Genomic DNA, 23,802 nt, shown 5'->3' on the forward strand with positions numbered 1-23,802 from the left:
CCGATCATGATGGCCCAGGCGCGTCACGGACGGAAGGCGCCACGCAAAGCCCAGTGGGGGGTCCAGGTCGGGGCGCCAGTGGGCGTCGGCCGCGCGTCGGCCAGATGGGCGCGCAGCGCGGCGAGCCCCGGATGCGGGTTGGCGGTCGACCAGAGCAGGGAGTGCGGGTAGACCGGGGTGGGGTCGGCCAGCGGGACGCGGCGCAGATCGTGGGCGTCCGGCCAGACCAGCCGGGTCCGCTCGCTCACCAGGGTCGCCAGCGTGTCGGAGGCGGCGACCGCGTCCTGCACCGCCCCGGTGAAGTTGGGGCCGGAGGAGTCGATGGTGAGCCCGAACTCGGCCGCCAGGGAGGCGTAGTAGGCGGCCCACTCGGTGCCGTCCACCAGCCCCGGCATCCAGATCCGGTGCCCGGCCAGCTCCCCGGGCGAGACCGACGCGCGACCGGCCAGGGCGTGCCCCGGGCCGGTGAGCAGCTGGACGGGCTCGTCGTACACCCGGACGCACTCCACACCCCTGGGCAGCGGACGGCCGGGCATGGCGACGGCGCGGAAGGAGGCGTCGACCCCGCCGGAGCGCAGGGTGGTGAGCGCCGAGTCCACGTCGAAGAGGGTGACCACGTCCAGTGCGATCTCCGGGTGCGCCCGGTGGAAGTCGCGGAGCAACTCGGCCGGGGCGAGCCGCGCGCCGACCACGTCGACCCGCAGGGCGCGCCGCCCCGGCCGTACCGAGGCCCTCGCGCGCTCCTCGGCCAGCAGCAGCTCACGGGCGTACGGCAGGAAGGTGTCGCCGTCGACGGTCAGGGCGGCGCCCCGGGCGGTCCGCACGAACAGCCGCACCCCCAGCTCCTTCTCCAGCGCCGCGATCCGCTTGGAGACCGCCTGCTGGGTGATCGCCAGGACGGCGGCGGCCTCCTGGAACTGGCCCGAGTCGGCCACGGTGACGAAGGTGCGCACTGCCTTGAGGTCCACGTCGTCACCGTACAACCCACGGTTGTGGCAGATCGCCCGGTAGTTGTTTGATTCGGCGGCCACCTGCACGTTTTCATGTCCCGGGTCAACGGGAGGTTGTGCATGGGACGGCGGTTCGGGTGGCTGTGGGCCGCGTACTCGGCGAGTGCGCTCGGCACCTATCTCGCCTTCGACGCGTTCTCGGTGATCGCGGTCATCGCGCTGCACGCCGGATCCGCCGAGGTGGCGCTGCTCGCCGCGACCGGGCCCGCCGTCGGCGCCGTGGCGGCGGTGCCGCTCGGGCCGTGGGTGGAGTTCCGGCGCAAGCGGCCCGTGATGATCGGCATGGACCTGCTCAGGTTCGCCGCGCTGCTCACCATCCCGGTCGCCTACGCGCTCGGCGGCCTCGGTCTCGGCCAGATGCTGCTCGTGTCCGTCGTGGTGGCGGCCGCCGACATCACCTTCAACGCGGCCTCCGGCGCCTTCCTCAAACGGCTCGTCCCGGCCGACCGGCTGCTCACCGCGAACTCCCGGTTCGAGTCCACCAACTGGACCGCGCTGGTCCTCGGACCGCCGCTCGGCGGCGCCGCGATCGGCCTGTTCGGCCCGGTCACCACGGTCGTCGCGAACGCGGTCAGCTTCCTGCTGTCGGCCCTCGGCATCCGGGCCGTCGGCGGCGGCGAGCCCCGCCCCGAGCGCACCCGGGTGGAGCGGCTGCGGGCCACCGACCTGCTCGACGGCTGGCGGCACATCCTCTCCAGCCCGGCCCTGCGACCGCTGTTCTTCAACAACCTCGCGGGCAACGCCCTGATCATGGTCGCCACACCGCCGCTGGCCGTCCTGATGCTCGGCTCGCTGGGCTTCGCCCCCTGGCAGTACGGTCTCGCCTTCGCCGTGCCCTGCCTCGGCGGGCTCCTCGGCTCCCGGCTGGCCCGCCCGCTGGTCGCCCGGTACGGACAGCGGCGGGTCCTGCGCACCGCGGGCACGCTGCGGGCCGTCTGGCCGCTGGGGCTGGCCTTCGTCGGGCCCGGGCTGCCCGGCCTGCTGCTGGTGATGGCCGTGGAGTTCGGGGTCATCACCAGCTCCGGCGTCTACAACCCGGTGTACGCCACCCGCCGCCTGGAGTGCACCCCGGACGACCGGGTCGCCCGCACCCTGTCCGCCTGGTCGATCACCGGCAAGGCCACCACGGCCGTCCTGACCGCGCTGTGGGGTCTGCTGGCGACGCTCACGGGGCCGCGTACCGCGATCGCCGTCGCCGGTGTCCTGCTCCTCGCGACCCCGGCGCTGCTCCTGCGGGAGCCCCGGGAAGCTACGGCACCACCGTCACCGGCCACCGTCCCGCCTTCACCAGACGGATCGCGACCGAGCCGATGAAACGGTGGCCGGCCTGCTCCGAGGCGCCCACCACGACCGCGTCCGCCTTCAGTTCGTCGGCCGCCTTCACCAGTCCGTTGTAGGCGTCCCCGCGGAACGTGTGGAACTCCCAGCGCACCTCGAATATCCCCTTGAGCCGCTCGGTCGCGTCCCTGATCTCGGCTACCAGGCCCTCCGCGATCTCGTCGGTCGTCTCCGCCACCGGAGCCCCGAGCGCCGCCCCGGCCGCCAGCACCGGCTGCACGTACACGATGGCGAGCAGCGCGTGCTGGCGCCGGGCCAGCCCGGCGGCGTACGACGCCGCGCGCCACGAGGAGTCCGAGCCGTCCACCCCGACGACGATGACCTTGGGGCCGTCCGTGCCCCGCTCGAACTGGTGTTGTTCCGCCATGCTCCGAGGCTATCGGAATACGCAGGTCCGGATAATGCCCCGGACCGAACGAAGATCAACCGAATTCCGCCGACCGCGGGCCGCCGGGCGAATCGGGTCCCGGCCGCACGCCCCTGAAAGGGGCGCTGGGGGTACCCCCGGCCGAAGGCTGGGGGAGGAACTGCGCGAGCAACCACCCACAGCCCGCAGCCGTCCGTCGGCCGCGCGCCGCTCGACGGGCGGGCCCGGCGGGCCCTTCCTACAGTCGGAACATGAGTGCCGCCGTGGAGCCCGCCACCAGCAGGGAGCCGGCGGGCCCGATACGCCCGTCCGGCGGCGGGCGGCTGACCTGGGTGCCGGAGGCCTTCGGGAGTTTCTTCGGCGCCCTCGCGCTGCTGTGCGCGCTGCTCTCCTTCGTCGCCCCGCTGCGCGTGCTGCTCCACCCGGTGGTGCACTTCCTCAACGCCGTCGTGGTGCCGGTCAGCCCCAATCTGGCCTACGCCGTCTTCCTGTTCCTGCTCGGCGGCGCCACCGCGGCCCGCAAGAAGGTCGCCTGGTGGCTGGTGGTGATCTACCTCGGCCTGCTGGTGCTGGCCGACGTCCTGACGGTCGCCTTCGGCTTCGACTGGTACTCGTTCAGCTCACTGGTGGTGTGCGGGCTCGCCCTCGCCCTGCTGATCGTGGCGAGACGGGAGTTCTACGCCGCCTCCCGCAAGGCCGCCGTACGCCGGGCCCTCGGTGTTCTCGTGGTGGGGCTCCTGGTGGCGATCCTGGCCGGCTGGGGCCTGGTCTCGCTCTTCCCCGGGTCCCTCCCGCACGGCCGGCACCTGGCCTGGGCGGCCGACCGGGTCTGCGGCGGTCTGGTCTCCGGTTACGGCTACGGCGGCCGCCCGCCCCGCTTCGTCGCCTTCCTCCTCGGCCTCTTCGGCGCCCTGGCGCTGCTCAACGCCGCCGCCACCCTGTTCCGTTCGCAGCGCCTGGAGGCCGCCCTGCACGGCGACGAGGAGGCCCGCATCCGCGCTCTCCTCAGGGCCTACGGCGACCGGGACTCCCTCGGCTACTTCGCCACCCGCCGCGACAAGGCCGTGGTCTTCTCGGCCAGCGGCAAGGCCGCCGTCACCTACCGCGTCGAGGCCGGTGTCTGCCTGGCCAGCGGTGACCCCGTAGGCGACCCGGAGGCCTGGCCGCACGCCATCGCCGCCTGGCTGGACAGGGCCCGCGGGCACGCCTGGGTGCCAGCGGTGATGGGCGCCTCCGAGGACGGCGCCCGGGCCTACGTCCGCGCCGGACTGGGCGCCCTCCAGCTCGGCGACGAGGCGATCGTGCACGTCGCCGCCTTCGACCTCGGCGGCCGCGAGATGCGGGTCACCCGGCAGGCCGTCAACCGGGTCCGCCGCACCGGCGCCACCTGCCGGGTGCGCCGGCACGCCACCCTCACCGAGGCGGAGATGGAAGAGGTCGTCGACAAGGCCGACGCCTGGCGCGACACCGAGACCGAACGCGGCTTCTCCATGGCCCTGGACCGGCTCGGCGACCCCGCCGACGGCGACTGCCTGCTCGTCGAGGCGCTCGCCGAGGACGGCCGGCTGCTCGCCCTGCTCTCCTTCGTGCCCTGGGGCGGCGACGGCATCTCCCTCGACCTGATGCGCCGTGACCGGGCCGCCCCCAACGGGGTCATGGAGTTCATGGTCGCCGACCTGTGCGCGGCCGCCCCCAAACTGGGCGTCCGCCGCATCTCGCTGAACTTCGCCGTCTTCCGCTCGGTCTTCGAGGAGGGCGCCCGCATCGGCGCCGGTCCGGTGCTGCGGATGTGGCGCCGGCTGCTGCTGTTCTTCTCCCGCTGGTGGCAGTTGGAGGCCCTGTACCGCTCCAACGCCAAGTACCGCCCCGAGTGGTACCCCCGCTTCCTCTGCTACGGCGAGGCAGGCTCCCTCGCCCGGGTCGGCCTCGCCTCCGGAATCGCCGAAGGCTTCGTCTCCGTACCGTCCTTGCGCAAACTCTGGGGAAAGGGGCACCCGAAGACCGGACCGCGGCCCGCGCTCCCCGAGGGGCCGCCGTCTTCGCCGGTGCCCGGTCCCGACGGAGGGGAGGGGGCCGGGCCCGGTGGCCGGGGCAGCGATCTGCCGGAGCAGTTCCGCGTCCGCCGCCGGAAGCTGGACCGGCTGCGCGCGGCGGGCGTCGACCCCTACCCGGTGGCGACGGTACGGCCCACCCGCGCCCTCGCCGACGTGCGCGAGGGCGGGACGGCCACCGTCGCCGGGCGGATCATGCTGGTCCGTGACTTCGGCGGCATCGTCTTCGTCGTGCTGCGCGACTGGTCCGGCGACCACCAGCTCGCCCTCACCCGGGACGGATCCGGTCCCGCCCTCGACCGGTTCACCGCCGACACCGACATCGGCGACCAGATCACCGCGACCGGCCGGGCCGGCGTCAGCGACCGGGGCGAGCCCACCCTCTTCGTCACCGACTGGCAGCTCACCGCCAAGTGCCTGCGCCCGCTGCCCGACAAGTACCGCGGCCTCGCCGACCCCGAGGCCAAGGTCCGCCGCCGCTACCTCGACCTCGCCACCAGCCCCGCCGCCCGGGCCGTCGTCCGGGCCCGCTCCACCGCCGTACAGGCGCTGCGCCAGGGCCTCCTCGACCGTGGCTACCTGGAGGTCGAGACCCCGATGCTCCAGCAGATCCACGGCGGCGCCAACGCCCGCCCCTTCACCACCCACATCAACGCCTACGACCTCGACCTCCATCTGCGCATCGCCCCCGAGCTCTACCTGAAGCGGTTGTGCGTCGGCGGGATGGAGAAGGTCTTCGAACTCGGCCGTACCTTCCGCAACGAGGGCGTCTCCTACAAGCACAACCCCGAGTTCACGATGCTGGAGGCCTACCAGGCGTACGCCGACTACGACGTGATGCTCGACCTGGCCCGCGAACTGGTCCAGGGCGCCGCGACCGCCGCCTTCGGCGCTCCGGTGGCCCGCAAGGCCGGGCTGGAGTACGACATCTCGGGCACCTGGCCGGTCAAGACCGTGTACGGGGCCATCTCGGAGGCGCTCGGGGAGGAGATCGGCCCCGGCACCGAACTGCTGCGGCTGCATCGGCACTGCGACCGCGTCGGGGTGCCGTACACCGGCGACGACGGGCCGGGCGACGTCGTCCTGGAGATGTACGAGCGGCTGGTGGAGGCGCGGACCGAGCTGCCCACCTTCTACAAGGACTTCCCGACCGACGTCTCCCCGCTCACCCGGCAGCACCGCACCGACCCGCGGCTCGCCGAGCGCTGGGACCTGGTCGCCTTCGGCACCGAACTCGGCACCGCCTACTCCGAGCTGACCGACCCGGTCGAACAGCGCCGCCGGCTCACCGCCCAGTCGCTGCTCGCCGCCGGCGGTGACCCCGAGGCGATGGAACTCGACGAGGACTTCCTCGACGCCCTCGAGTACGCGATGCCGCCCACCGGCGGGCTCGGTATCGGCGTCGACCGGCTGGTCATGTTCCTCACCGGCCTGACCATCCGTGAGACGCTGCCGTTCCCGCTGGTCCGCCGCCGCTGAGCCGCCGCGGCCCGCGCGAACGGGCTGCCGAAACCTTCCGGCTCTGGGCCGTGCGGGTGCTTTCCTGCCGCCGCACCGGTGTCGATGTGGTGCGCCGGACCCCGGCCGGGCGACTGATGAGTCATGCAGAAGGATCAGTTGTTCACCCGCCGCCGGCTGCTGCTCGCCGGCACCGCCGCACTCGGGGCCGCGGCCACCGCGGGGGTCGTGGTGGCGAGCGACGGCGAGGAGGCGGCCGGTACCGTAGCGGCCGCCGCCGGACCGCCGGCCCGCCAGGCGCTCAAGTCCTCCGCCTTCCGGCTCCAGCCGCTCACCGGATACGGGCCGCCGCCCACCAGTCCGGGCAGGCTCAAGGTCCGCAAGCAACCCATCATGGAGATCGACGGCAGCGGCAAGCGCATGATGCTCACCTTCGACGACGGCCCCAACCCGAACTACACCCCGCACATCCTGGACACCCTCGCCAAGTACGACGTGCGGGCGATGTTCTTCCTGTGCGGGGAGTGCATCGTCGTGAACCGGGAGCTGGTCGCCCGGATGGCCGACGAGGGCCATGTCGTGGGCAACCACACCTGGACGCATCCGCTGCTGACCACGTTGAACCGCAGTGAGATCCGCGACGAGATGGTGAGCACCAGCGACGCCATCGAGGACACCTACGGCGAGCGTCCCCAGTGGTTCCGCGCCCCCTACGGCGCCTGGAACCGCGCGGCCTTCCAACTCGGCGCCGAAATGGGCATGGAGCCGATGGCGTGGACCGTGGACAGCACCGACTGGACCGTCCCGGGCACCCGCACCATCGTCGACACGATCGAGAACGGCGCCGCCCCCGGTGTCGTGGTCCTCTCCCACGACGCCGGGGGCGACCGCTCGCAGAGCGTCAAGGCCCTGCGCGAGTACCTGCCCTACCTGCTGGACAACGGCTACCACCTGACCGTGCCGCGCCGACGCGTCTGACGGGGGCTCCTCGCCCGCCCGGTGGCGGCCTCAGCGGACCTCCACCAGGCGGGCGAAGACCACCACGTTCCCGTCGTAGCCGTTCTGCTTCGAGAAACCGCCGCCACAGGTGATGACCCGCAACTCCGGCGTGCCCTTGGAACCGTAGACCCGGTCGCCCGGGAAATCGGCCTTCGCGAAGACCTCGATGCCGTAGATCTCGAACACCGCGGTCCGCCCGTCGGCGCGGTCGATCTCGATCTTGTTCCCCTTCTTCAGGGAACCGAGTCCGTAGAAGACCGCCGGGCCCTTCGTGTTGTCCACATGGCCCACCACGACGGACGTGCCCTTCTCACCCGGTGAGACGCCTCCGTTGAACCAGCCGGCCAGATTGGGGTCGTCCGGCGGCGGCGCCGCGATCCAGCCGTCGGCGTCCAGGCCCACCGGCATCACGGGCGCGTCGACCCGGATCGAGGAGATCCTGATGTGGTTCGCCGGCGAATAGGGGAGCGTCGCGGCTGCCGTGGCGAAGGTGTCCGGGACCGTGGTACGACTGTCGGGGGCGGCGGCCGAGGCCGGCTGCGGCGGACCGGTGTCGAACTCTCCCGAGCCATTGCGGATGAGTGCCAGACCGGTCAGCAGAACCAGCGCTATCACGCCCCAAGGGGCACGCTTTCTGCGCCGATCCTCCTCTTCGGCCAGCTCGGAAAGTTCGGACGCGGACATTCGCCTTCCCCTCTCGACGCGGCCGTCGCGATCTCCGTATCGCGCATGGGGAAACGCTAAGTCCCGCGCGCGCGAGCGGCGACGGGGCGACGGGCGAACGGGTGGCCCGCGCGCATTCCGGTGCGCCATCCGAGTTGCCGTTCACAGGATTTTTCTGACGGTCCGTGACCTGCGGCAATATCCGATTGTGCGCTTTTCTGACGGCGTGTCCCCTCACCAGGACGGACCATTCTCGAAATGCGGGCGTGTTCAGGGCATCTGAGGGTCTATTCGGGAGGTGCTTTCTCGCCGATCTTCCGGGGACGGTTCCCGGGGCGCCTTCCGCGGAGGAAGAGATGCGAAACTCACGTGCCCTGGCGGCCGCGTGCACAGTGGTCGCCGTACTCGGAGCCGCCGCCCCCATGGCCGTCGCGGACGGCATGGGCAACGGCGGCGGCCCGGCCAACACCCAGGCCCCGGTCGTCGGAGGGACGGGCGTCGCCCCGGGGACCGGCGTCGCTCCCGGAGTCGGCGGCGTCGGGGTCGCTCCCGGGGTCGGCGGTGTCGGGGTCGCCCCGGGCATCGCGGCGGTCCCCGGCGTCGTCGTTCCCGGCTTCGGTGTCGGCGGCGACGGGCGGTTCAACAACGGCTTCGGCGGACGGGGCAACGAAGGCTTCGGGGGACGGGGCAACGAGGGCTTCGGCGGGCGGGGCGGCAACGGGTTCGACAACGGCCGGGGCAACGAGGGCTTCGGCGGGCGGGGCGGCAACGGGTTCGACAACGGCCGGGGCAACGAGGGCTCCGGCGGACGCGGCAACGACGGCTTCGACGACTTCGGCGGCCGCGGGGACGACGGGCGGTTCGACGACTTCGGCGGCCGGGGCAACGGCGTGCGCAACATCGTCGCCCAGCCGAGTGTGATCTCCAGCGGCGCCCGGCTGACCGTCACCGTCAACGGCTGCCGCAGCGGCGTCATGTCCTCCCGCGCCTTTCGCACCACGTCGCTGTTCCCGTTCGGCGGCGAGATGGCCCGCGGTGTCGCCACCATCGACCGGGACGCCCGCCCCGGCCCCTACGACCTGACGGTCCGCTGCGACAACGGCCGGACCCTGACCCGGCCGGCCGCTTTCTCCGTGCTCGGCGGGGTGCGCGGCGGGCTCGGCGGCAGTGTCTCCAACGGCGCCACCCCGGCCGACATGGCGATCGGCGGCGGGCTGGTGGGCGTGGCCGTGCTGGCCGGCTGCGGGTTCTGGCTGCGCCGCCGTCACGAGAAGCGCATCTGAGCGCCGCGCGCCGTCAGCGGGTCTTCGCTCCCGTCCCCGCCGAGGGGGTCGGAGGGAAGACCCGCACGGCCCGGTGACGGTCAGGCTCCGTCCTCGGTGGCCTGCCTGCGCGAGACGCGGTACGCCGTACCGACCGCGCCCACGACGAGCGCCGCGCCGAGGCCGATCTCCTTGAGGTCGAGCCCTCCGAAGCTGCCGCCCTCACCGGCCTGCACGCCGCGACTGGGCGGAAGCGGCTGCGGGTTGAGCTCCTCACGGCTGTCCGTACCGCCGCCGTCGGTGCCGCTGCCGTCGGTGTTGCCGCCGCCGCTGTCGTCGGTCCCGCCGTCCGTGCGGTCACCGGTCTGGTCGTCGGTCCGGCCGCCCGTCTGGTCGTCGCCACGGCCGCTCTCGTGTCCGTTGCCGTTGCCGTTTCCGCTGTCGTGGCCGTCCGCACGGTCGCCGCTCTGGTCGTCGCCGTGTCCGTCGGTGCGACCGTTCGTGCGGCCGTCGCCGTGGTCGTCCGAACCGCTTGCCGCGCGGGCGGGTTCGGCCGGGGCGCTCAGCCCGGCGCAGGTGAACAGCATCGGGTACAGGGCCTGCGACCCGGCGTTCAGGGCCCCCGCGCCCTGCCCCGGCGGGATCAGGACCGTACCGAACAGGCCGGGGGTGACCGTCGAGGCGGCCCGGCAGCCGCCGTCGGTCGCGTGGGCGGCCGGAGCGGAGAGGACGAGGGCGCCGACGCCCAGCAGTGCGGCCGAAGCGACGCGTATCGCGCGCATGGTGGTTCCTCCGGTCCCGAGGAGCAGCATGCGGACCTGTTCCGCCTGTGCCGGAAATGCACCTCGATGTTCGGAACGCTAGGAACATCCGCACAGGCGCGCGAACGTAGTCGGTCGAACGGGTGAGACGACTGGGCCGCCCAGGGGACATCGACGGCGTGGCGCGGTGCGATTCCCCCGGGCGGCCCGTGGCGTGCGGGCGCGACCGCTATCCCCTGATGTGCGGGAAGAGGTTCAGGAAGGGCTGCGATGTCGCCGTGATGCCCCGGCTGTAGGGCTCGTCGAAGTCCCAGATCAGGAAGAGCATGAAGGTGATGGTCGCGGAGAACAGGCCCGCCAGGATCAGCTCGCGCCGGGTACGCCTGATCTGCAGGGCGAACACCATGCCGATGGTGATCGCGGCCCCGGTCAGCAGGCCGAACCACACCACGTTCGGCATGGTCGCCCCGGTCGAGTCGGCCCGGGCGCTGCGCGACTGGTCGACCGCGGCCACCTGGTCCACCAGCGGCTGGTAGGCCTGCGCCTGGAAGTCGGTCTTCGGCTCGTAGTCGGTGACGTCCTCGCGGATCCTCGCGAGCAGGTCGGCCCCCTGCGGGGTCAGCCGGCCCTTGTCGGCCATCACCTTCCACTCCTTGTCGACGACCTGTTTCGCGTAGGCGTCCACGTCCGCCCGGATGCGGCCACGGACGTCGGGCGGATACACCCGTACCCGCTCGTAGATCTCGTGCAGCGCCTGCGCCTCCGCCTGCACGTGGTCCTGGGCGGCGCTGCGGGCCTCCCACACCCCGGCCACCGCCAGACCGAGCACGATGGCGTAGATGACGCCGATCCACATGGTCATGTACTCGATGACGTCCGGCGTCTCGGAGGGATCCTCGTCCTCCGCCGCCGTCTTGTGCCGTACGAGGGTGATGACGACCACCACGGCACAGGCCGCGAGCATCGCGAGGACGAGAACAAGCCAATCCGGCAACGGAAGCCTCCAGAATTCGGTGCGGCGGCCGTCAGCGCGCGCGGAACGCGGCGACGGCGATGATCGCGGGTACGGCGATGAGCAGGACGTAGGTGACCGGGGAGGTGCGGTTCGGGGCCGTCGCACCGGTCGACCGGACGTGGTACGGCGGGTAGACCACCGGGGTCGGTGAGGGCCGCGGGGTGGGCTTGGGCGGCGGGGTGGGGGTCGGCGTCGGCGCAGGTCGTGGCGCGGGCCGGGGGGCCGGTGGCGGGGTGGGTGTCGGCTTCGGGGCCGGTGCCCGCCGGGGTGGTGGTGGCGGCGCCGGCGGCTTCGGCTTGGGGGTCGGCTTGGGCTTGGGGGGCGGTTTCGGCGGCGGGGTGGGAGTCGGTGTCGGTGTCGGGGTGGGCGTCGGAGCGGGCGTGGGGCACGGTGGCGGGGTGGGCTCCGGACAGGGCGGGGGAGTGGGCCAGGAGTCGCCGGCGACGGCCACGGCGTGGATGCCGTCGGGGCCCGTCGACGCGTAGGCGCAGGCGTCGGCCGACGCCGTGCCGACCGGGCAGCCCACCAGGGTCCACGTCAGCGCCAGCAGGGCCAACGCCCTTGGGGCGGGCGCGAGTCGGGTCGCTTCGGGTGCATGCACGACGGAGATCATGAGGCGTCGGGCGCCGTCGCACGCCGGAGTACGGATGGATTGGCCCGAACGGGGGACAGGCGGCGTAAACCGGTTTGAATCAGACCGTCCGCCGATTGGCGCGAAGCGTACGCCCGTGCGGGACGAGGCCCGCGGCCACAGTGTCCCGAAAGAATTTTGTGCGGCTGTTGAACACTCCGGCCCCCACCATCCGTACCTGGTGTCGTGCGGCGGCGCAGAGGCGCTGCAATATCCAGGCGATTATGGGGAGTTGGAAATGAAGACCTCCTGGAGGAGCGCCTCTTTGGTGGCCACGGCCGCAGGCGTGCTGGCGTTGACGACGGCGTGCGGTCAGGGCAACACGCCCACCCCGTCCTCGGCGGCGCAGAATGTGGGTGCCACGGCGCCGGCCGGGATCGGCAGCATCACCGACCCCTCCGCCTCCACCGGCGCGGGCAACGGCTACGGCGCCGACGGCAGTCAGGCCTCCAGCTCCCCGGCCGCGGTGCAGCCCGCGGGCAAGCTGACCGTCGCCAGCAACCCCGACCTGGGCAATGTGCTGACCGACGGCAGCGGTCTGACCCTCTACCGCTTCGACGCGGACACCGCGAACCCGCCGAAGTCGAACTGCGACGGCGACTGCGCGACCACCTGGCCGCCGGTCCCCGCCGACGACGCCACGGCCGGCGCGGGCATCGACAAGGCGCTGCTCGGCGAGGTCACCCGCACCGACGGCACCAAGCAGCTGACCGTGGGCGGCTGGCCGGTGTACCGCTACGCCAAGGACGTCAACGCCGGTGACGTCAACGGCCAGGGCGTGGGCGGCAAGTGGTTCGCGCTGGCCCCCGACGGCAAGAAGGCCACCCTGGCCGACCTGCCCGGCCTCTCCGTCCGCAAGGACGCCAAGCTCGGTGACATCGTCGTCGACAAGAACGGCATGACGGTCTACCGCTTCATCAAGGACAAGGCGTGGCCCAAGGTCGTCTCGAACTGCACCGGTGACTGCCTGGCCAAGTGGCCGGCCGTCGGCGAGGTCTCCTCGGACGACACCAAGGGCATCGTCAAGAAGGGCCTGATGGGCTTCACCCGCCCCGACAACGGCGAGAAGCAGCAGACGGTCGACTGCTGGCCGATCTACACCTTCTCCGGTGACGCGAAGGCCGGGGACACCAACGGTCAGGGCGTCGGCGGCACCTGGTACGCCGTCTCGCCCGAAGGAAAGCTGGTCGGCGCGCCGAGCAATTAGGGATCACCTCCCCAGGGTTGATCGCCCCGCCCACATCCACATTCGCGCATCGCGGAAGGGAGGGCAGAGGCCAGCGAGAGTCCCGGACGACGACACAACGGCGCGTACGACCGCCCGCCCCCTCCACACCGCACGGAGGGGGCGGGCTCCTTCGCGTTCCCGGGCGCCCCCCGAACTCCCCCAAACCGAACACCGAATTCCCAGCTCCTGACCGGGAACGGATGGTCAATTTCCGTTTCGGCTCGCCCTGTTCGCAGGCGATCAGTAGCCTCTGCTCGAACACCGGATCGCCTAAGCCCTTGGAGAGATACATGGAGCGTCCCGCCTGGGCCCCACGGAGCATCGACATCTCGGTGCCGAGCGTTTCGCGTATCTACGACTACTACCTGGGCGGTTCGCACAATTTCGAGGTCGACCGGGAGGCGGCCCGCAAGGCGATGCAGCACCTGCCGGGCCTGCCGAAGATCATGCAGGCCAACCGCGCCTTCATGCGCCGCGCCGTCCGGTACGCCGTGGGCACCGGCATCGACCAGTTCCTGGACATCGGCTCCGGCATCCCCACCTTCGGCAACGTCCACGAGGTCGCCCAGACCGCGCACCCCGGCGCCCGCGTGGTGTACGTCGACCACGACCCGGTGGCCGTGGCGCACAGCGAGGCCGTGCTCACGGGCAACGAGGACGCGGACGTGGTCGCCGCGGACCTCCGCAAGCCCCAGGAGATCCTGTCGAGCCCTCAGGTGGAGCGTCTCATCGACCTGAATCGGCCAGTCGCCCTGCTCCTCGTTGCCATACTGCACTTCGTGGAAGACGCGGACGACCCGTACGAAGCAGTGGCACAGCTGCGCGACGCACTCGCGCCCGGCAGCCTGCTTGTTCTCACCCATGCCTCGTACGAGGGAATCCCGCTGTCGGCCGAGCGGGCCGAGGGCGCGGTGGACGTATACAAGGACATTCGCAACCCGCTCATCATGCGCTCGCGCGCCGAGATCGCAAGGTTCTTCGAGGGGTACGACATGGTGGAACCCGGACTGGTGCCGATGCCGCACTGGCGGCCGGAGTCGGCACCGGAGGACGAGGATCCGTATGCCTTCTCCGGATTCGCCGGCGTGGGGATCGCGGCGTGAGCGCGGAGCCGGACGGGCCGGAGGACAGACTGCGCCGGTTCGCGACGATCTGGAGCCGGGCGGTGTTCCCGGTGACCTCGACGTCCCTGACCCGGCCGGAGTTCGAGGAGCAGCTCCTGCCGCTCGCCCGCAGGCTCAGCGAGGTGCTGCTTGCGCACGGCTTCGACGCCGACGAGGCCCGACAGGTGGGCGCGGCGCTGATCGACGCGCACTGCACCGACCCGGAGGCGCTCACCCGCACCCTCGACTGCGTCGACGCGTACCTGGCGCTGTACTGCGGCGAGGACGGCCCCCAGGAGGAGCTGCGGATGCGCTCCTCGCGGATCCAGCACGCGATGGCCGCCGGGTTCGCCCAGGCACTGCGGGAGCGCACGCTGGCCGAGCAGGAGGCCATCGCCCAGGCCGCGTTGCGCGCCCAGGGGGTGGTCGCGCAGGCGCTGCACGCGAGCGAGGCCCGCTTCCGGGCCGTCTTCGAGGGCGCGGCGATAGGGATCGGCATCGCCGACCTGGAGGGCAACGTCCTCCAGGTGAACGGCGCGCTGCTGCGCATGTTCGGCGGCTCCGAGCAGACCCTGCGCAGCCGCAACGTCCTGGAGTGGGCGCACCCCGAGGACGCGCCCCAGACCTGGCGGCTCTACGAGGAGCTGGTGCGCGGCGACCGCGAGCACTACCACGTGGAGAAGGCGTTCAACCGCTCCGACGGCACGGTCCTGTGGACCAACCTGACCGTCTCCCTGCTCCGGGACGCCGACGGCGAGCCGCAGTACCAGCTGGCCCTCATGGAGGACACCACCGAGCGGCGGCTCCTCAACCTCCGGCTGCGCTACGAGGCCACCCACGACGCGCTCACCGGCCTGCCCAACCGGACGCTGTTCTTCGAGCGCCTGGAGAAGGCCCTGTCGGCGGGCGAGGACCAGCGGTTCGGGCTGTGCTACCTCGACCTGGACGGCTTCAAGACCGTCAACGACAGCCTCGGCCACTCGGCCGGCGACCGGCTCCTGGTGGAGGTCGCCGACCGGCTGCAGTCCTGCGCGACCGCGCCCGGCGAGATGGTCGCCCGGCTCGGCGGCGACGAGTTCGTGGCGCTGACCACCGGCCCGGCCACCCAGCGCGAGGTCGACGACCTGGCCGACCGGATCATGAACGCGCTCGTCACCCCGATCAGCATCGACGGCCGCGACCTCATGGTCCGCGGCTCCATCGGCATCGTCGAGGGCCCGGCCGGCGAGCGCACCCCGGCCGAGGTGCTGCGCAGCGCCGACATCACGATGTACCGGGCCAAGTCGGCGGGCGGCAACCGCTCCGAGCTGGCCGACCCGGAGGCCGACGCCCGCGCCATCACCCGGCACGGCCTCACCACCGCGCTGCCCGCGGCCCTGGACCGGGGCGAGTTCTTCATCGAGTACCAGCCGCTGGTCCACCTCGGCGACGGCAGCGTCCGCGGCGCCGAGGCCCTGGTCCGCTGGCTGCACCCGCAGCACGGCGTGCTCGGCCCCGACCGGTTCATCCCGCTCGCCGAACACACCGGTCTCATCGTCCCGTTGGGCCGCTGGGTCCTGGAGGAGTCGATCCGCCAGGCCCGCGAGTGGCGAGAACGCTACGGCGAGCAGGCCGGCGCCGGCCCGCTGCGCATCAACGTGAACCTCTCCCCGTGCCAGCTCACCCACCCCGGCCTGGTCCAGGACACGGTGGAGATCCTGGAGCGCTCCGGAGTGGCCCCCGACGCCCTGTGCCTGGAGGTCACCGAGTCGGCCCTGATCGGCGCCGACGACGACCTCCTCAAACCGTTGCGGCGCCTCGCCGAGATGGGCGTCGACATCGCCCTGGACGACTTCGGCACCGGTTACTCCAACCTCGCCAACCTCCGCCGGCTCCCGGTGAGCATCCTCAAACTGGACCGCTCCTTCACCCAGAGCATGCAGCAGTTCCCGGCGGACCCGGTCGACCTCAAGATCGTCGAGGGGATCGTCTCGCTGGCCCACAGCCTCGACCTCGCGGTCACGGTGGAGGGCGTGGAGACCGGCGCCCAGGCCGAGCAGCTCCGCATACTGGGCTGCGACACGGCCCAGGGCTGGTACTACGCCCGCCCTGGCCCGCCGGAGAGGCTGCACGACCTCGCATTGGTGGATGCGACGGGTTGAGCGCCCCAAAGGGGCGCTGGGGTCCCCCCGGCCGAAGGCTGGGGGAGGAACTGCGCGACCAGCCACGCACAACCCCCGCGCCCCGCACGGCGATCCACCACAACGGCGCGGCCGGGCACAGTCACCTCTCCAACAGCATCCTCTGCAACTCCCGAGCAGCCCGAGGCGGCGCCACATCACTCCGGTGCGCCAACGCGATCGTCCGATGCAACCCCGGCCGAGCCAACGGAGTGACCCTCAACCCCCGCCCCGACCGAGCCGCCACCATCCGAGGCACCACGGCCACCCCCAGCCCCGCCCGCACAAACCCCAGCACCGCGTCCATCTCACCCCCCTCGACAGCAAAACTCGGCTCGAACCCGGCGGAGCGACACGCGGCGACGGTCAGCTCCCGCAGGTCGTACCCGTGCCGGAACATCACCAGCCGCTCCCCCTCCAGGTCGGCGATGTGCACCCCGCCCCGCCCCCGCCCGGGCACCGTCGCCTCGGGAGACGACACCACCACCAGGTCCTCCCGCAGCAGCTCCACGGTCGTGAGCGCGGGCGACGCCGGCGGCAGCGGCAGCACGATCAGCGCCAGGTCCAGCGCCCCGCGCGCCAGCTCCCGCACGAGATCGTGCGAGCCGCTCTCCTCGATCAGCAGCTGGATCCCGGGGTACCGGTCGTGGAAGGCCCGCAGCACGTCCGGCAGCAGCCCGGTGCACAGACTGGGCGTCGCCCCCAGCCGCACCCGCCCGCTGCGCAGCTGCACCAGTTCCTGCACCTCGTGCCGGGCGGTGTCGGCGTCCGCGAGGATCCGCCGGGCCAGCGGCAGCAGCGCCTCGCCCGCGTCGGTCAGCGTGATGTTCCCGCGCGCCCGCAGGAACAGATCCGCCCCGAGCTCCCGCTCCAGCGCCTTGATCTGCTGGGACAGCGAGGGCTGGGCGACATGGACCAGCTCGGCGGCCCGGGTGAAGTGCCGGGTCTCGGCCACGGCGACAAAGTACTGAAGCTGCTGGAACTGCATGGTGACACGATAGCTTCCGGCTATGGAATCCAGCCGGACCATGTCTTGGACCGATCGGGTCACGGGGCCCTACCGTCCTGGACATGGCTCTGGCAACGCGGACGGACCGACGGCCGTCCATGGCGCGCACGATGTGGGACAGCTCCGTCGGCAAGAAGACGGTGATGGCCGTCAGCGGCCTGATCATGCTGCTCTACCTGGTCGTGCACATGATCGGGAACCTGAAGATCTACTTCGGGGCCGGCGAGTTCAACCACTACGCCCACTGGCTGCGCACCATCGGCGAACCCTTCATGCACTACGAGTGGACGCTCTGGCTCATCCGGATCGTCCTGGTCGTCGCCGTGGTCGCCCACGCCACGTCCGCCTACCAGCTCAGCCGCCGTGACATCAAGGCACGCCCCAGCAAGTACGTGCACAAGAAGGCCCGGGCGTCCTACGCGACCCGCACCATGCGCTGGGGCGGGATCATCCTCGCCCTGTTCATCGTCTGGCACATCCTCGACCTGACCACCGGCACCGTGCACTCCGGCGGCTTCCAGGAGGGCCACCCGTACCAGAACGTCGTGGACACCTTCTCCACCTGGTACGGCAACGTCATCTACATCGTCGCGATGCTCGCGCTCGGCCTGCACGTGCGGCACGGCTTCTGGAGCGCCGCCCAGACCCTCGGCGTCGGCAGCCGCACCCGCGACCGCGCCCTCAAGACCGTCGCGAACGTTCTCGCGCTGCTGCTCACGGCCGGTTTCATCGCCGTCCCCGTGGGCGTCATGACCGGAGTGGTGAGCTGACATGACCGACTACGCGAACTACACGACCGGCGAGGCCGTCACCGACGGCAAAGCCCCCTCAGGACCCGTCGCGGAACGCTGGGACAAGCGCCGTTTCGAGGCCAAGCTGGTCAACCCCGCCAACCGGCGCAAGCACACCGTGATCGTCGTCGGCACCGGCCTGGCCGGCGGTTCCGCCGGGGCCACCCTCGCCGAACAGGGCTACCACGTCGTCCAGTTCTGCTACCAGGACTCCCCGCGCCGCGCCCACTCCATCGCCGCCCAGGGCGGGATCAACGCGGCGAAGAACTACCGCAACGACGGCGACTCCATCCACCGGCTCTTCTACGACACCGTCAAGGGCGGCGACTTCCGGGCCCGCGAGTCCAACGTCCACCGCCTCGCCCAGATCTCCGTCGAGATCATCGACCAGTGCGTGGCGCAGGGCGTGCCGTTCGCCCGTGAGTACGGCGGACTGCTCGACACCCGATCGTTCGGCGGCGTGCAGGTCTCCCGGACCTTCTACGCCCGCGGCCAGACGGGGCAGCAGCTGCTGCTCGGCGCCTACCAGGCACTGAGCCGGCAGATCGCCGCCGGGAACGTGGAGATGCACCCGCGCACCGAGATGCTCGACGTGATCGTCGTCGACGGGCGGGCGCGGGGGATCGTGGCCCGGGATCTGATCACGGGTCGTATCGACACGTACTTCGCCGACGCCGTCGTACTGGCGAGCGGTGGTTACGGCAACGTCTTCTACCTGTCGACGAACGCCATGAACTCCAACGCCACCGCCGTGTGGCGGGCGCACCGGCGCGGCGCCTATTTCGCCAACCCGTGCTTCACCCAGATCCACCCCACCTGCATCCCGCGCACCGGCGACCACCAGTCCAAGCTCACCCTGATGAGCGAGTCGCTGCGCAACGACGGCCGGATCTGGGTGCCCAAGGCCAAGGGCGACACCCGGCCCGCGAACCAGATCCCCGAGGACGAGCGCGACTACTACCTGGAGCGCATCTACCCGTCCTTCGGCAACCTGGTCCCGCGTGACATCGCCTCCCGCGCCGCGAAGAACGTCTGCGACGAGGGACGGGGCGTCGGCCCGGGCGGGCAGGGTGTCTATCTGGACTTCGCCGACGCGATCGAGCGGATGGGGCGCAAGGCCGTCGAGGCCAAGTACGGCAACCTCTTCGACATGTACCAGCGGATCACGGACGAGGATCCGTACGAGGTGCCGATGCGGATCTATCCCGCCGTGCACTACACGATGGGCGGACTGTGGGTCGACTACGACCTCCAGACCACCGTCCCCGGCCTGTTCGCGGTCGGCGAGGCCAACTTCTCCGACCACGGGGCGAACCGGCTGGGCGCGAGCGCGCTGATGCAGGGCCTGGCCGACGGCTACTTCGTCCTGCCGGCCACCATCAACGACTACCTCGCCCGCAACCCCCACCAGGAGGCGGTGACGGCCGAACACCCCGTCGTCCAGGAGGTGCTGGCCGAGACCGAGGACCGGCTGAACCTGCTGCTGTCCGTCGACGGCGACCGTACGCCGGACTCCTTCCACCGCGAACTCGGCGAGCTGATGTGGGAGTTCTGCGGCATGGCCCGCACGGACGCGGGACTGCGCAAGGCACTGGAGCGCATCCCGCAGATCCGTGAGGAGTTCTGGCGTCGGATCAAGGTGCCGGGGACCGGCGAGGAGTTCAACCAGTCCCTGGAGAAGGCGAACCGGATCGTCGACTACCTGGAGCTCGCCGAGCTGATGTGCCTCGACGCGCTGCACCGCGCCGAGTCCTGCGGCGGCCACTTCCGGGAGGAGTCCCAGACGCCCGACGGCGAGGCCGCCCGCCGGGACGACGAGTACGCCTACGCGGCGGCCTGGGAGTTCACCGGTACCGGGGACGCCCCGGTGCTGCACAAGGAAGACCTGGTCTTCGAGTACGTCCACCCCACCCAGCGGAGCTACGCATGAAGCTCACCCTGCGCGTCTGGCGGCAGAAGAACGCCGACGCCGACGGAGCGATGTCCACGTACGAGGTGGACGGCATCTCCACCGACATGTCGTTCCTGGAGATGCTCGACACCCTCAACGAGGAACTCATCCTGCGCGGTGAGGATCCCGTCGCCTTCGACCACGACTGCCGCGAGGGCATCTGCGGCGCGTGCTCCCTGGTGATCAACGGGGACGCGCACGGGCCGGAGCGGACGACGACGTGCCAGCTGCACATGCGGTCCTTCCAGGACGGCGACACGATCGACATCGAGCCGTGGCGGGCGTCCGCGTTCCCGGTGATCAAGGACCTGGTGGTGGACCGGTCGGCGTTCGACCGGATCATCCAGGCGGGTGGGTACGTCACCGCGCCGACCGGGGCGGCGCCGGAGGCCCACGCCACGGCGGTGCCGAAGGCCGACGCCGACTTCGCCTTCGAGCACGCGGAGTGCATCGGGTGCGGGGCGTGTGTCGCGGCCTGTCCCAACGGGGCGGCGATGCTGTTCACGTCCGCCAAGGTGAATCACCTGAACGTGCTGCCGCAGGGGGCGCCCGAGCGGGAGACGCGGGTGCTGGACATGGTGGCGCAGATGGATGAGGAGGGGTTCGGGGGGTGCACGCTGGCGGGGGAGTGCGCGACGGCCTGCCCGAAGGGGATTCCGTTGGTGTCCATTACGAGCATGAACAGGGAGTGGCTGCGGGCTACCCGGAAGGCGGGGAAGCGGTAGCGCCGTTGCGGGGTGCGGCGCCGTCGTGGCCGGTCGCGCAGTTCCCCGCGTGAACGTTCGCCGGAAGGTGCGGACGGGCGGGGTCGGGGTTGGTGCTCTCCGGCCCCGTCTCGCGTTCTTTACGGCCGTTTGATCACGGTAGGGTTACTCTCGGGCGTCTGTGAGTGACCGGAAAGGCTCCGACGCCCGGCATTCAGCAGTCTCACATCCACGGGTCCCGCGCATGTCACGCCGAGTCCAGCCTGCCACGGAAGAAAGCAGGTGCAGATTTCCTCAGCTTCCGCTCGGCGCAGGAGACCTCCATGACCGCCATGCCCGCCTCACCCCCCGCTCTCGCCGCCCCGCCCGGGGACTCCGGCTATCTGGTGCAGCTCGCCCGTGACGAGGACGACGTCCGGGCCGCACAGCGGCTGCGTCACCAGGTGTTCGCCGGAGAGATGGGCGCCCGGCTCGACGGGCCGGAGCCGGGTCTGGACGTGGACGCGTTCGACGCGTACTGCGACCACCTGCTCATCCGCGAGGCCCTCACCGGCGAGGTCGTCGGCACCTACCGGCTCCTGCCGCCGGAGCGCGCCGCGGTCGCCGGCCGCCTCTACTCCGAGGGCGAGTTCGACCTGAGCACGCTCGCACCCATCCGCTCCGGCCTGGTCGAGGTCGGCCGGTCCTGTGTGCACCCCGCCCACCGCGACGGCGCCGTCATCGGTCTGATCTGGGCCGGGATAGCGCGGTACATGGTGGACCGCGGCCACGAGTGGCTGGCGGGCTGCTGCTCCGTCCCGCTCGCCGACGGCGGCGCCCTCGCCGCCGCCACCTGGGACAAGGTCCAGGCCAAGCACCTCGCCCCGGAGGAGTTCCGGGTACGGCCCCTGAATCCCTGGGTGCCCACCGGACCCGCCCCCGAGGGACGCACCGAGCTGCCCGCCCTGCTGCGCGGCTACCTCCGCCTCGGCGCCTGGGTGTGCGGGGAGCCCGCGCACGACCCGGACTTCGGGGTGGCCGACATGTACGTGCTGCTGTCGATGCGCCGGGTCAACGCGCGCTATCTGCGGCACTTCCTCTCGCTCGTCCCGGCCTGATGAGCGTCTGGCTGCCCAGCGCGCCCTGCACCCCGGGCGCCTGCGTGGAGCGCGCGGGGACCCTCACGGCCCTGCCCCGGGCCGTGCTGCGGTTCACCGCGGTGGTGTTCCTGATGCTCGTCGCGATCTCGCTGCTCCCGCTCGGCGGGAGGATTCCGGCCGCGTGGGTGCGGTGGTTCTCCCGGACCCTCGTGCGGGCCGCCGGGGTCCGGATCCGGATCACCGGCAGCGCGCCGGGCACCGGCGGGGTCCTCCTTGTCGCCAACCACATCTCCTGGATGGACATCCCGCTGCTGGCCGCCGTACGGCCCGCGCGGATGCTCGCCAAGAAGGAGATCCGCGCGTGGCCGGTGGCCGGCGCGCTGGTGGCCGGGGCCGGGGCGCTGTTCATCGACCGGGACCGGCTGCGGGCGCTGCCGGACACGGTCGGCCGGATCGCCGGAGCGCTGCGGGAGGGGGCCGCGGTGGTCGCCTTCCCGGAGGGCAGCACCTGGTGCGGCCGCGCCCAGGGCCGGTTCCGCCGGGCCGTGTTCCAGGCCGCGCTGGACGCCGGCGCGCCCGTGCAGCCGGTGCGGCTGCAGTACCGGCTGGCAGCGGGAGAGGCCAGCACCGTGCCCGCCTACGTCGGCGAGGACACGCTGCTGGCCTCCCTGTGGCGAGTGGTGACGACCCGCGGCCTGGTGGCCGAGGTGGACATACGGCCGCTGATACCGGCCGGGAGCCACCCGGACCGTCGTAGCCTCGCCGGCGCCGCCCAGCCGGTGACCCACGAGCCGGCCTGGACGCACGCTGCTCTGGTGAACCCCGGGCGGGGCTCTCAGTGGTCGGTCTCCAAGTGGAGCCTGAGCAGGTCGACGCCGTAGTCGCCGCCGTTGGGCGTGCGGATGATGGTGTGGATGTGCTGCTGGGTCGGCGTACCGCCCGGACCGCCCATCCCACCGCCGCCGCCCGGCCGGCCGGTGGGCATACCGCCGGTCGGCTGCCCGGTGGGCTGCCCCGAGGGCTGGCCGCCGCCGGTGCCGGTCTTCGTGCCGTAGGCGAGCGGCGACTGGGCGTCGTACTCGATGAGGACGACGGGGCTGTGCACCCGGTAGTAGAAGGCCGAGGTGTCCTTGGTCTTGCCGAGCCAGTAGAAGTACGTCTGGTCCAGGTCCTTCTCCACCTCCGTCATCTTCACCCCGGCGTGGCCGTCGTCCATGTATCCGACGTAGACGCGGACCAGGTCGAGGAGCTTGTCCCGCTGGGCCGAGGTGAGTTCGGAGCCGGGCAGGCCCTGGTAGGCGAGCTTCAGGTTGTCGGAGCCCGCGCCCGCCTTCATGTCGGTGCCGGACTTGCTCACCTTGGAGTCGATCACCTTGGCGCGCTGGGCCGAGGTGAGGGAGCGGATCAGGGCCAGACCGGCCTTGGTCTCCGGCTTGAAGAGGGTGATCCTCTCGCCCTCGTAGGTGGCCGAGGTCGGCTCGGAGCCCATGAAGGTCGGGGTCATCACGACCTGGTCGCCGAGCACGAAGTAGTTGATGGCGACGTGGTGGCCCTCGTACTGGAAGCCCCAGGGCTTGCTGGTCGACGGGGTGCCCATGAAGGTGAAGAAGTAGGCGCCCTCGGTGAGGGTGTCCCGGTTGCCGCCGTTGTAGTCGCCCAGGAACTGGTTGAGCTTCATGATGTTGCGGGTCTGGGTGAGACCCTTCGCGGACAGCGCGGTACCGAGCAGGGCGAAGCCCAAGTCCCGCTTCTTGTCCGTGATGTCGCCCATCCGGACGCCCTTGCGCTCGTAGCCGTCGACGTTGCTCCAGGCCGGCCACTCGTCGTCGTCCACGTCGAAGGTGCAGGAGGTGCGCTCCTGCTGGCTGAGGCCGTCCAGGAAGGCCTGCGCGGCTTTGACGACCTTGTCCGTGGAGACGTCGGTGGAGTGGATCGCGTACAGGTCGTCGACGACCTTGCCGTCCGTGGTGAGGCCCACGAAGTCCTTGTACTCGACCTCGCTCTGGCCGGGGCCCATGCCGCCGGCTCCGCCGGGGCCGCCCGAGGGCATGCCGCCGCTCGGGGCGCCGGAGGGCGAACCGGACGCGTTCGAGGAGCCGTCGGAGCAGCCGGTCATGGTCGCCAGCGCGGCGATGCCGCCGGTGAGAAGCGCCTTGTTCATGAACCAGCGGCGGGAGCGCTCGGCTCCGGGGGTGCGGGGGTGGTGTCCGTGCATACCCCCAA

Annotated in this window: 20 protein-coding genes; 12 read left to right on the forward strand and 8 right to left on the reverse strand. The window is 71.7% G+C overall.

Going from position 1 to position 23,802, the window contains the following annotated elements; all coding sequences use genetic code 11:
- Positions 1-23: 23 nt before the first annotated feature.
- On the reverse strand, positions 24-968 hold the full coding sequence (locus tag ACFZDK_RS21360; RefSeq protein WP_390975035.1) for a LysR family transcriptional regulator: 945 nt from the start codon (positions 966-968) through the stop codon (positions 24-26).
- A gap of 102 nt (positions 969-1,070) precedes the next feature.
- Here ACFZDK_RS21360 and ACFZDK_RS21365 point away from each other — a divergent pair, with 102 nt between their 5' ends.
- Complete coding sequence (locus ACFZDK_RS21365; protein WP_390974550.1) at positions 1,071-2,324, forward strand: MFS transporter; 1,254 nt, start codon at positions 1,071-1,073, stop codon at positions 2,322-2,324.
- Here the strand turns inward: ACFZDK_RS21365 and ACFZDK_RS21370 are convergent.
- Entirely contained in the window at positions 2,260-2,715 is a 456-nt protein-coding gene (locus ACFZDK_RS21370; protein WP_390974552.1) for a universal stress protein, read from the reverse strand. The genes ACFZDK_RS21365 and ACFZDK_RS21370 overlap by 65 nt on opposite strands.
- A 251-nt stretch (positions 2,716-2,966) precedes the next feature.
- On the opposite strand from ACFZDK_RS21370, the gene lysX reads away from it, so the two are divergent.
- Both lysX and ACFZDK_RS21380 read left to right on the forward strand, forming a co-directional pair.
- On the forward strand, positions 2,967-6,245 hold the full coding sequence (gene lysX / locus ACFZDK_RS21375; RefSeq protein WP_390974553.1) for a bifunctional lysylphosphatidylglycerol synthetase/lysine--tRNA ligase LysX: 3,279 nt from the start codon (positions 2,967-2,969) through the stop codon (positions 6,243-6,245).
- A gap of 123 nt (positions 6,246-6,368) precedes the next feature.
- Positions 6,369-7,202, forward strand: coding sequence for a polysaccharide deacetylase family protein (locus ACFZDK_RS21380; RefSeq protein ID WP_390974554.1), 834 nt, complete (start codon positions 6,369-6,371; stop codon positions 7,200-7,202).
- Between the two features lie 30 nt (positions 7,203-7,232).
- Here ACFZDK_RS21380 and ACFZDK_RS21385 read toward each other — a convergent pair whose 3' ends face one another.
- Complete coding sequence (locus tag ACFZDK_RS21385) at positions 7,233-7,907, reverse strand: class F sortase (protein ID WP_390974556.1); 675 nt, start codon at positions 7,905-7,907, stop codon at positions 7,233-7,235.
- Positions 7,908-8,242: 335 nt separating this feature from the next.
- On the opposite strand from ACFZDK_RS21385, the gene ACFZDK_RS21390 reads away from it, so the two are divergent.
- Entirely contained in the window at positions 8,243-9,169 is a 927-nt protein-coding gene (locus ACFZDK_RS21390; RefSeq protein ID WP_390974557.1) for a hypothetical protein, read from the forward strand.
- 80 nt (positions 9,170-9,249) lie between these two features.
- On the opposite strand, the gene ACFZDK_RS21395 is transcribed toward ACFZDK_RS21390, so the two are convergent.
- The 3 genes from ACFZDK_RS21395 to ACFZDK_RS21405 all read right to left on the reverse strand — a co-directional run bounded on the left by ACFZDK_RS21395 (position 9,250) and on the right by ACFZDK_RS21405 (position 11,525).
- Positions 9,250-9,930, reverse strand: a complete 681-nt coding sequence (locus ACFZDK_RS21395) for a hypothetical protein (protein ID WP_390974558.1) — start codon at positions 9,928-9,930, stop codon at positions 9,250-9,252.
- A gap of 208 nt (positions 9,931-10,138) precedes the next feature.
- A complete protein-coding gene (locus ACFZDK_RS21400) occupies positions 10,139-10,903 on the reverse strand; it encodes a DUF4239 domain-containing protein (protein ID WP_390974560.1) in 765 nt (254 codons plus the stop codon).
- Between the two features lie 31 nt (positions 10,904-10,934).
- Positions 10,935-11,525, reverse strand: coding sequence for a hypothetical protein (locus ACFZDK_RS21405; protein ID WP_390974562.1), 591 nt, complete (start codon positions 11,523-11,525; stop codon positions 10,935-10,937).
- A gap of 268 nt (positions 11,526-11,793) precedes the next feature.
- Here ACFZDK_RS21405 and ACFZDK_RS21410 point away from each other — a divergent pair, with 268 nt between their 5' ends.
- The 3 genes from ACFZDK_RS21410 to ACFZDK_RS21420 all read left to right on the forward strand — a co-directional run bounded on the left by ACFZDK_RS21410 (position 11,794) and on the right by ACFZDK_RS21420 (position 16,027).
- Complete coding sequence (locus tag ACFZDK_RS21410; protein WP_390974564.1) at positions 11,794-12,762, forward strand: SCO0930 family lipoprotein; 969 nt, start codon at positions 11,794-11,796, stop codon at positions 12,760-12,762.
- A 311-nt stretch (positions 12,763-13,073) separates the two neighbouring features.
- Positions 13,074-13,886: an SAM-dependent methyltransferase gene (locus ACFZDK_RS21415; RefSeq protein ID WP_390974566.1), complete on the forward strand. Its 813-nt coding sequence runs from the start codon at positions 13,074-13,076 to the stop codon at positions 13,884-13,886.
- Entirely contained in the window at positions 13,883-16,027 is a 2,145-nt protein-coding gene (locus ACFZDK_RS21420; protein ID WP_390974567.1) for an EAL domain-containing protein, read from the forward strand. The genes ACFZDK_RS21415 and ACFZDK_RS21420 overlap by 4 nt, the downstream gene beginning before the upstream one ends.
- Before the next feature lie 121 nt (positions 16,028-16,148).
- On the opposite strand, the gene ACFZDK_RS21425 is transcribed toward ACFZDK_RS21420, so the two are convergent.
- A complete protein-coding gene (locus ACFZDK_RS21425) occupies positions 16,149-17,033 on the reverse strand; it encodes a LysR substrate-binding domain-containing protein (protein WP_390974568.1) in 885 nt (294 codons plus the stop codon).
- A 119-nt stretch (positions 17,034-17,152) separates the two neighbouring features.
- Between ACFZDK_RS21425 and ACFZDK_RS21430 the strand changes: the two genes are divergently transcribed.
- From ACFZDK_RS21430 to ACFZDK_RS21450, 5 genes are all read left to right on the forward strand, one after another.
- Entirely contained in the window at positions 17,153-17,824 is a 672-nt protein-coding gene (locus tag ACFZDK_RS21430) for a succinate dehydrogenase (RefSeq protein WP_390975037.1), read from the forward strand.
- Between the two features lies 1 nt (position 17,825).
- A complete protein-coding gene (locus ACFZDK_RS21435; RefSeq protein WP_390974570.1) occupies positions 17,826-19,775 on the forward strand; it encodes a fumarate reductase/succinate dehydrogenase flavoprotein subunit in 1,950 nt (649 codons plus the stop codon).
- Positions 19,772-20,521 (forward strand): succinate dehydrogenase/fumarate reductase iron-sulfur subunit, encoded by a 750-nt coding sequence (locus ACFZDK_RS21440; protein WP_390974572.1) that lies wholly within the window; start codon positions 19,772-19,774, stop codon positions 20,519-20,521. The genes ACFZDK_RS21435 and ACFZDK_RS21440 overlap by 4 nt, the downstream gene beginning before the upstream one ends.
- A gap of 311 nt (positions 20,522-20,832) precedes the next feature.
- Positions 20,833-21,597, forward strand: a complete 765-nt coding sequence (locus ACFZDK_RS21445) for a GNAT family N-acyltransferase (RefSeq protein ID WP_390975039.1) — start codon at positions 20,833-20,835, stop codon at positions 21,595-21,597.
- A complete protein-coding gene (locus ACFZDK_RS21450; protein ID WP_390974573.1) occupies positions 21,597-22,460 on the forward strand; it encodes a 1-acyl-sn-glycerol-3-phosphate acyltransferase in 864 nt (287 codons plus the stop codon). Before ACFZDK_RS21445 ends, ACFZDK_RS21450 begins: the two co-directional genes overlap by 1 nt.
- Here the strand turns inward: ACFZDK_RS21450 and ACFZDK_RS21455 are convergent.
- Entirely contained in the window at positions 22,415-23,794 is a 1,380-nt protein-coding gene (locus tag ACFZDK_RS21455; protein ID WP_390974575.1) for a DUF3500 domain-containing protein, read from the reverse strand. The genes ACFZDK_RS21450 and ACFZDK_RS21455 overlap by 46 nt on opposite strands.
- Positions 23,795-23,802 lie beyond the last annotated feature (8 nt).

The sequence above is a fragment of the Streptomyces sp. NPDC007901 genome (assembly GCF_042959465.1).
Classification (GTDB): domain Bacteria; phylum Actinomycetota; class Actinomycetes; order Streptomycetales; family Streptomycetaceae; genus Streptomyces.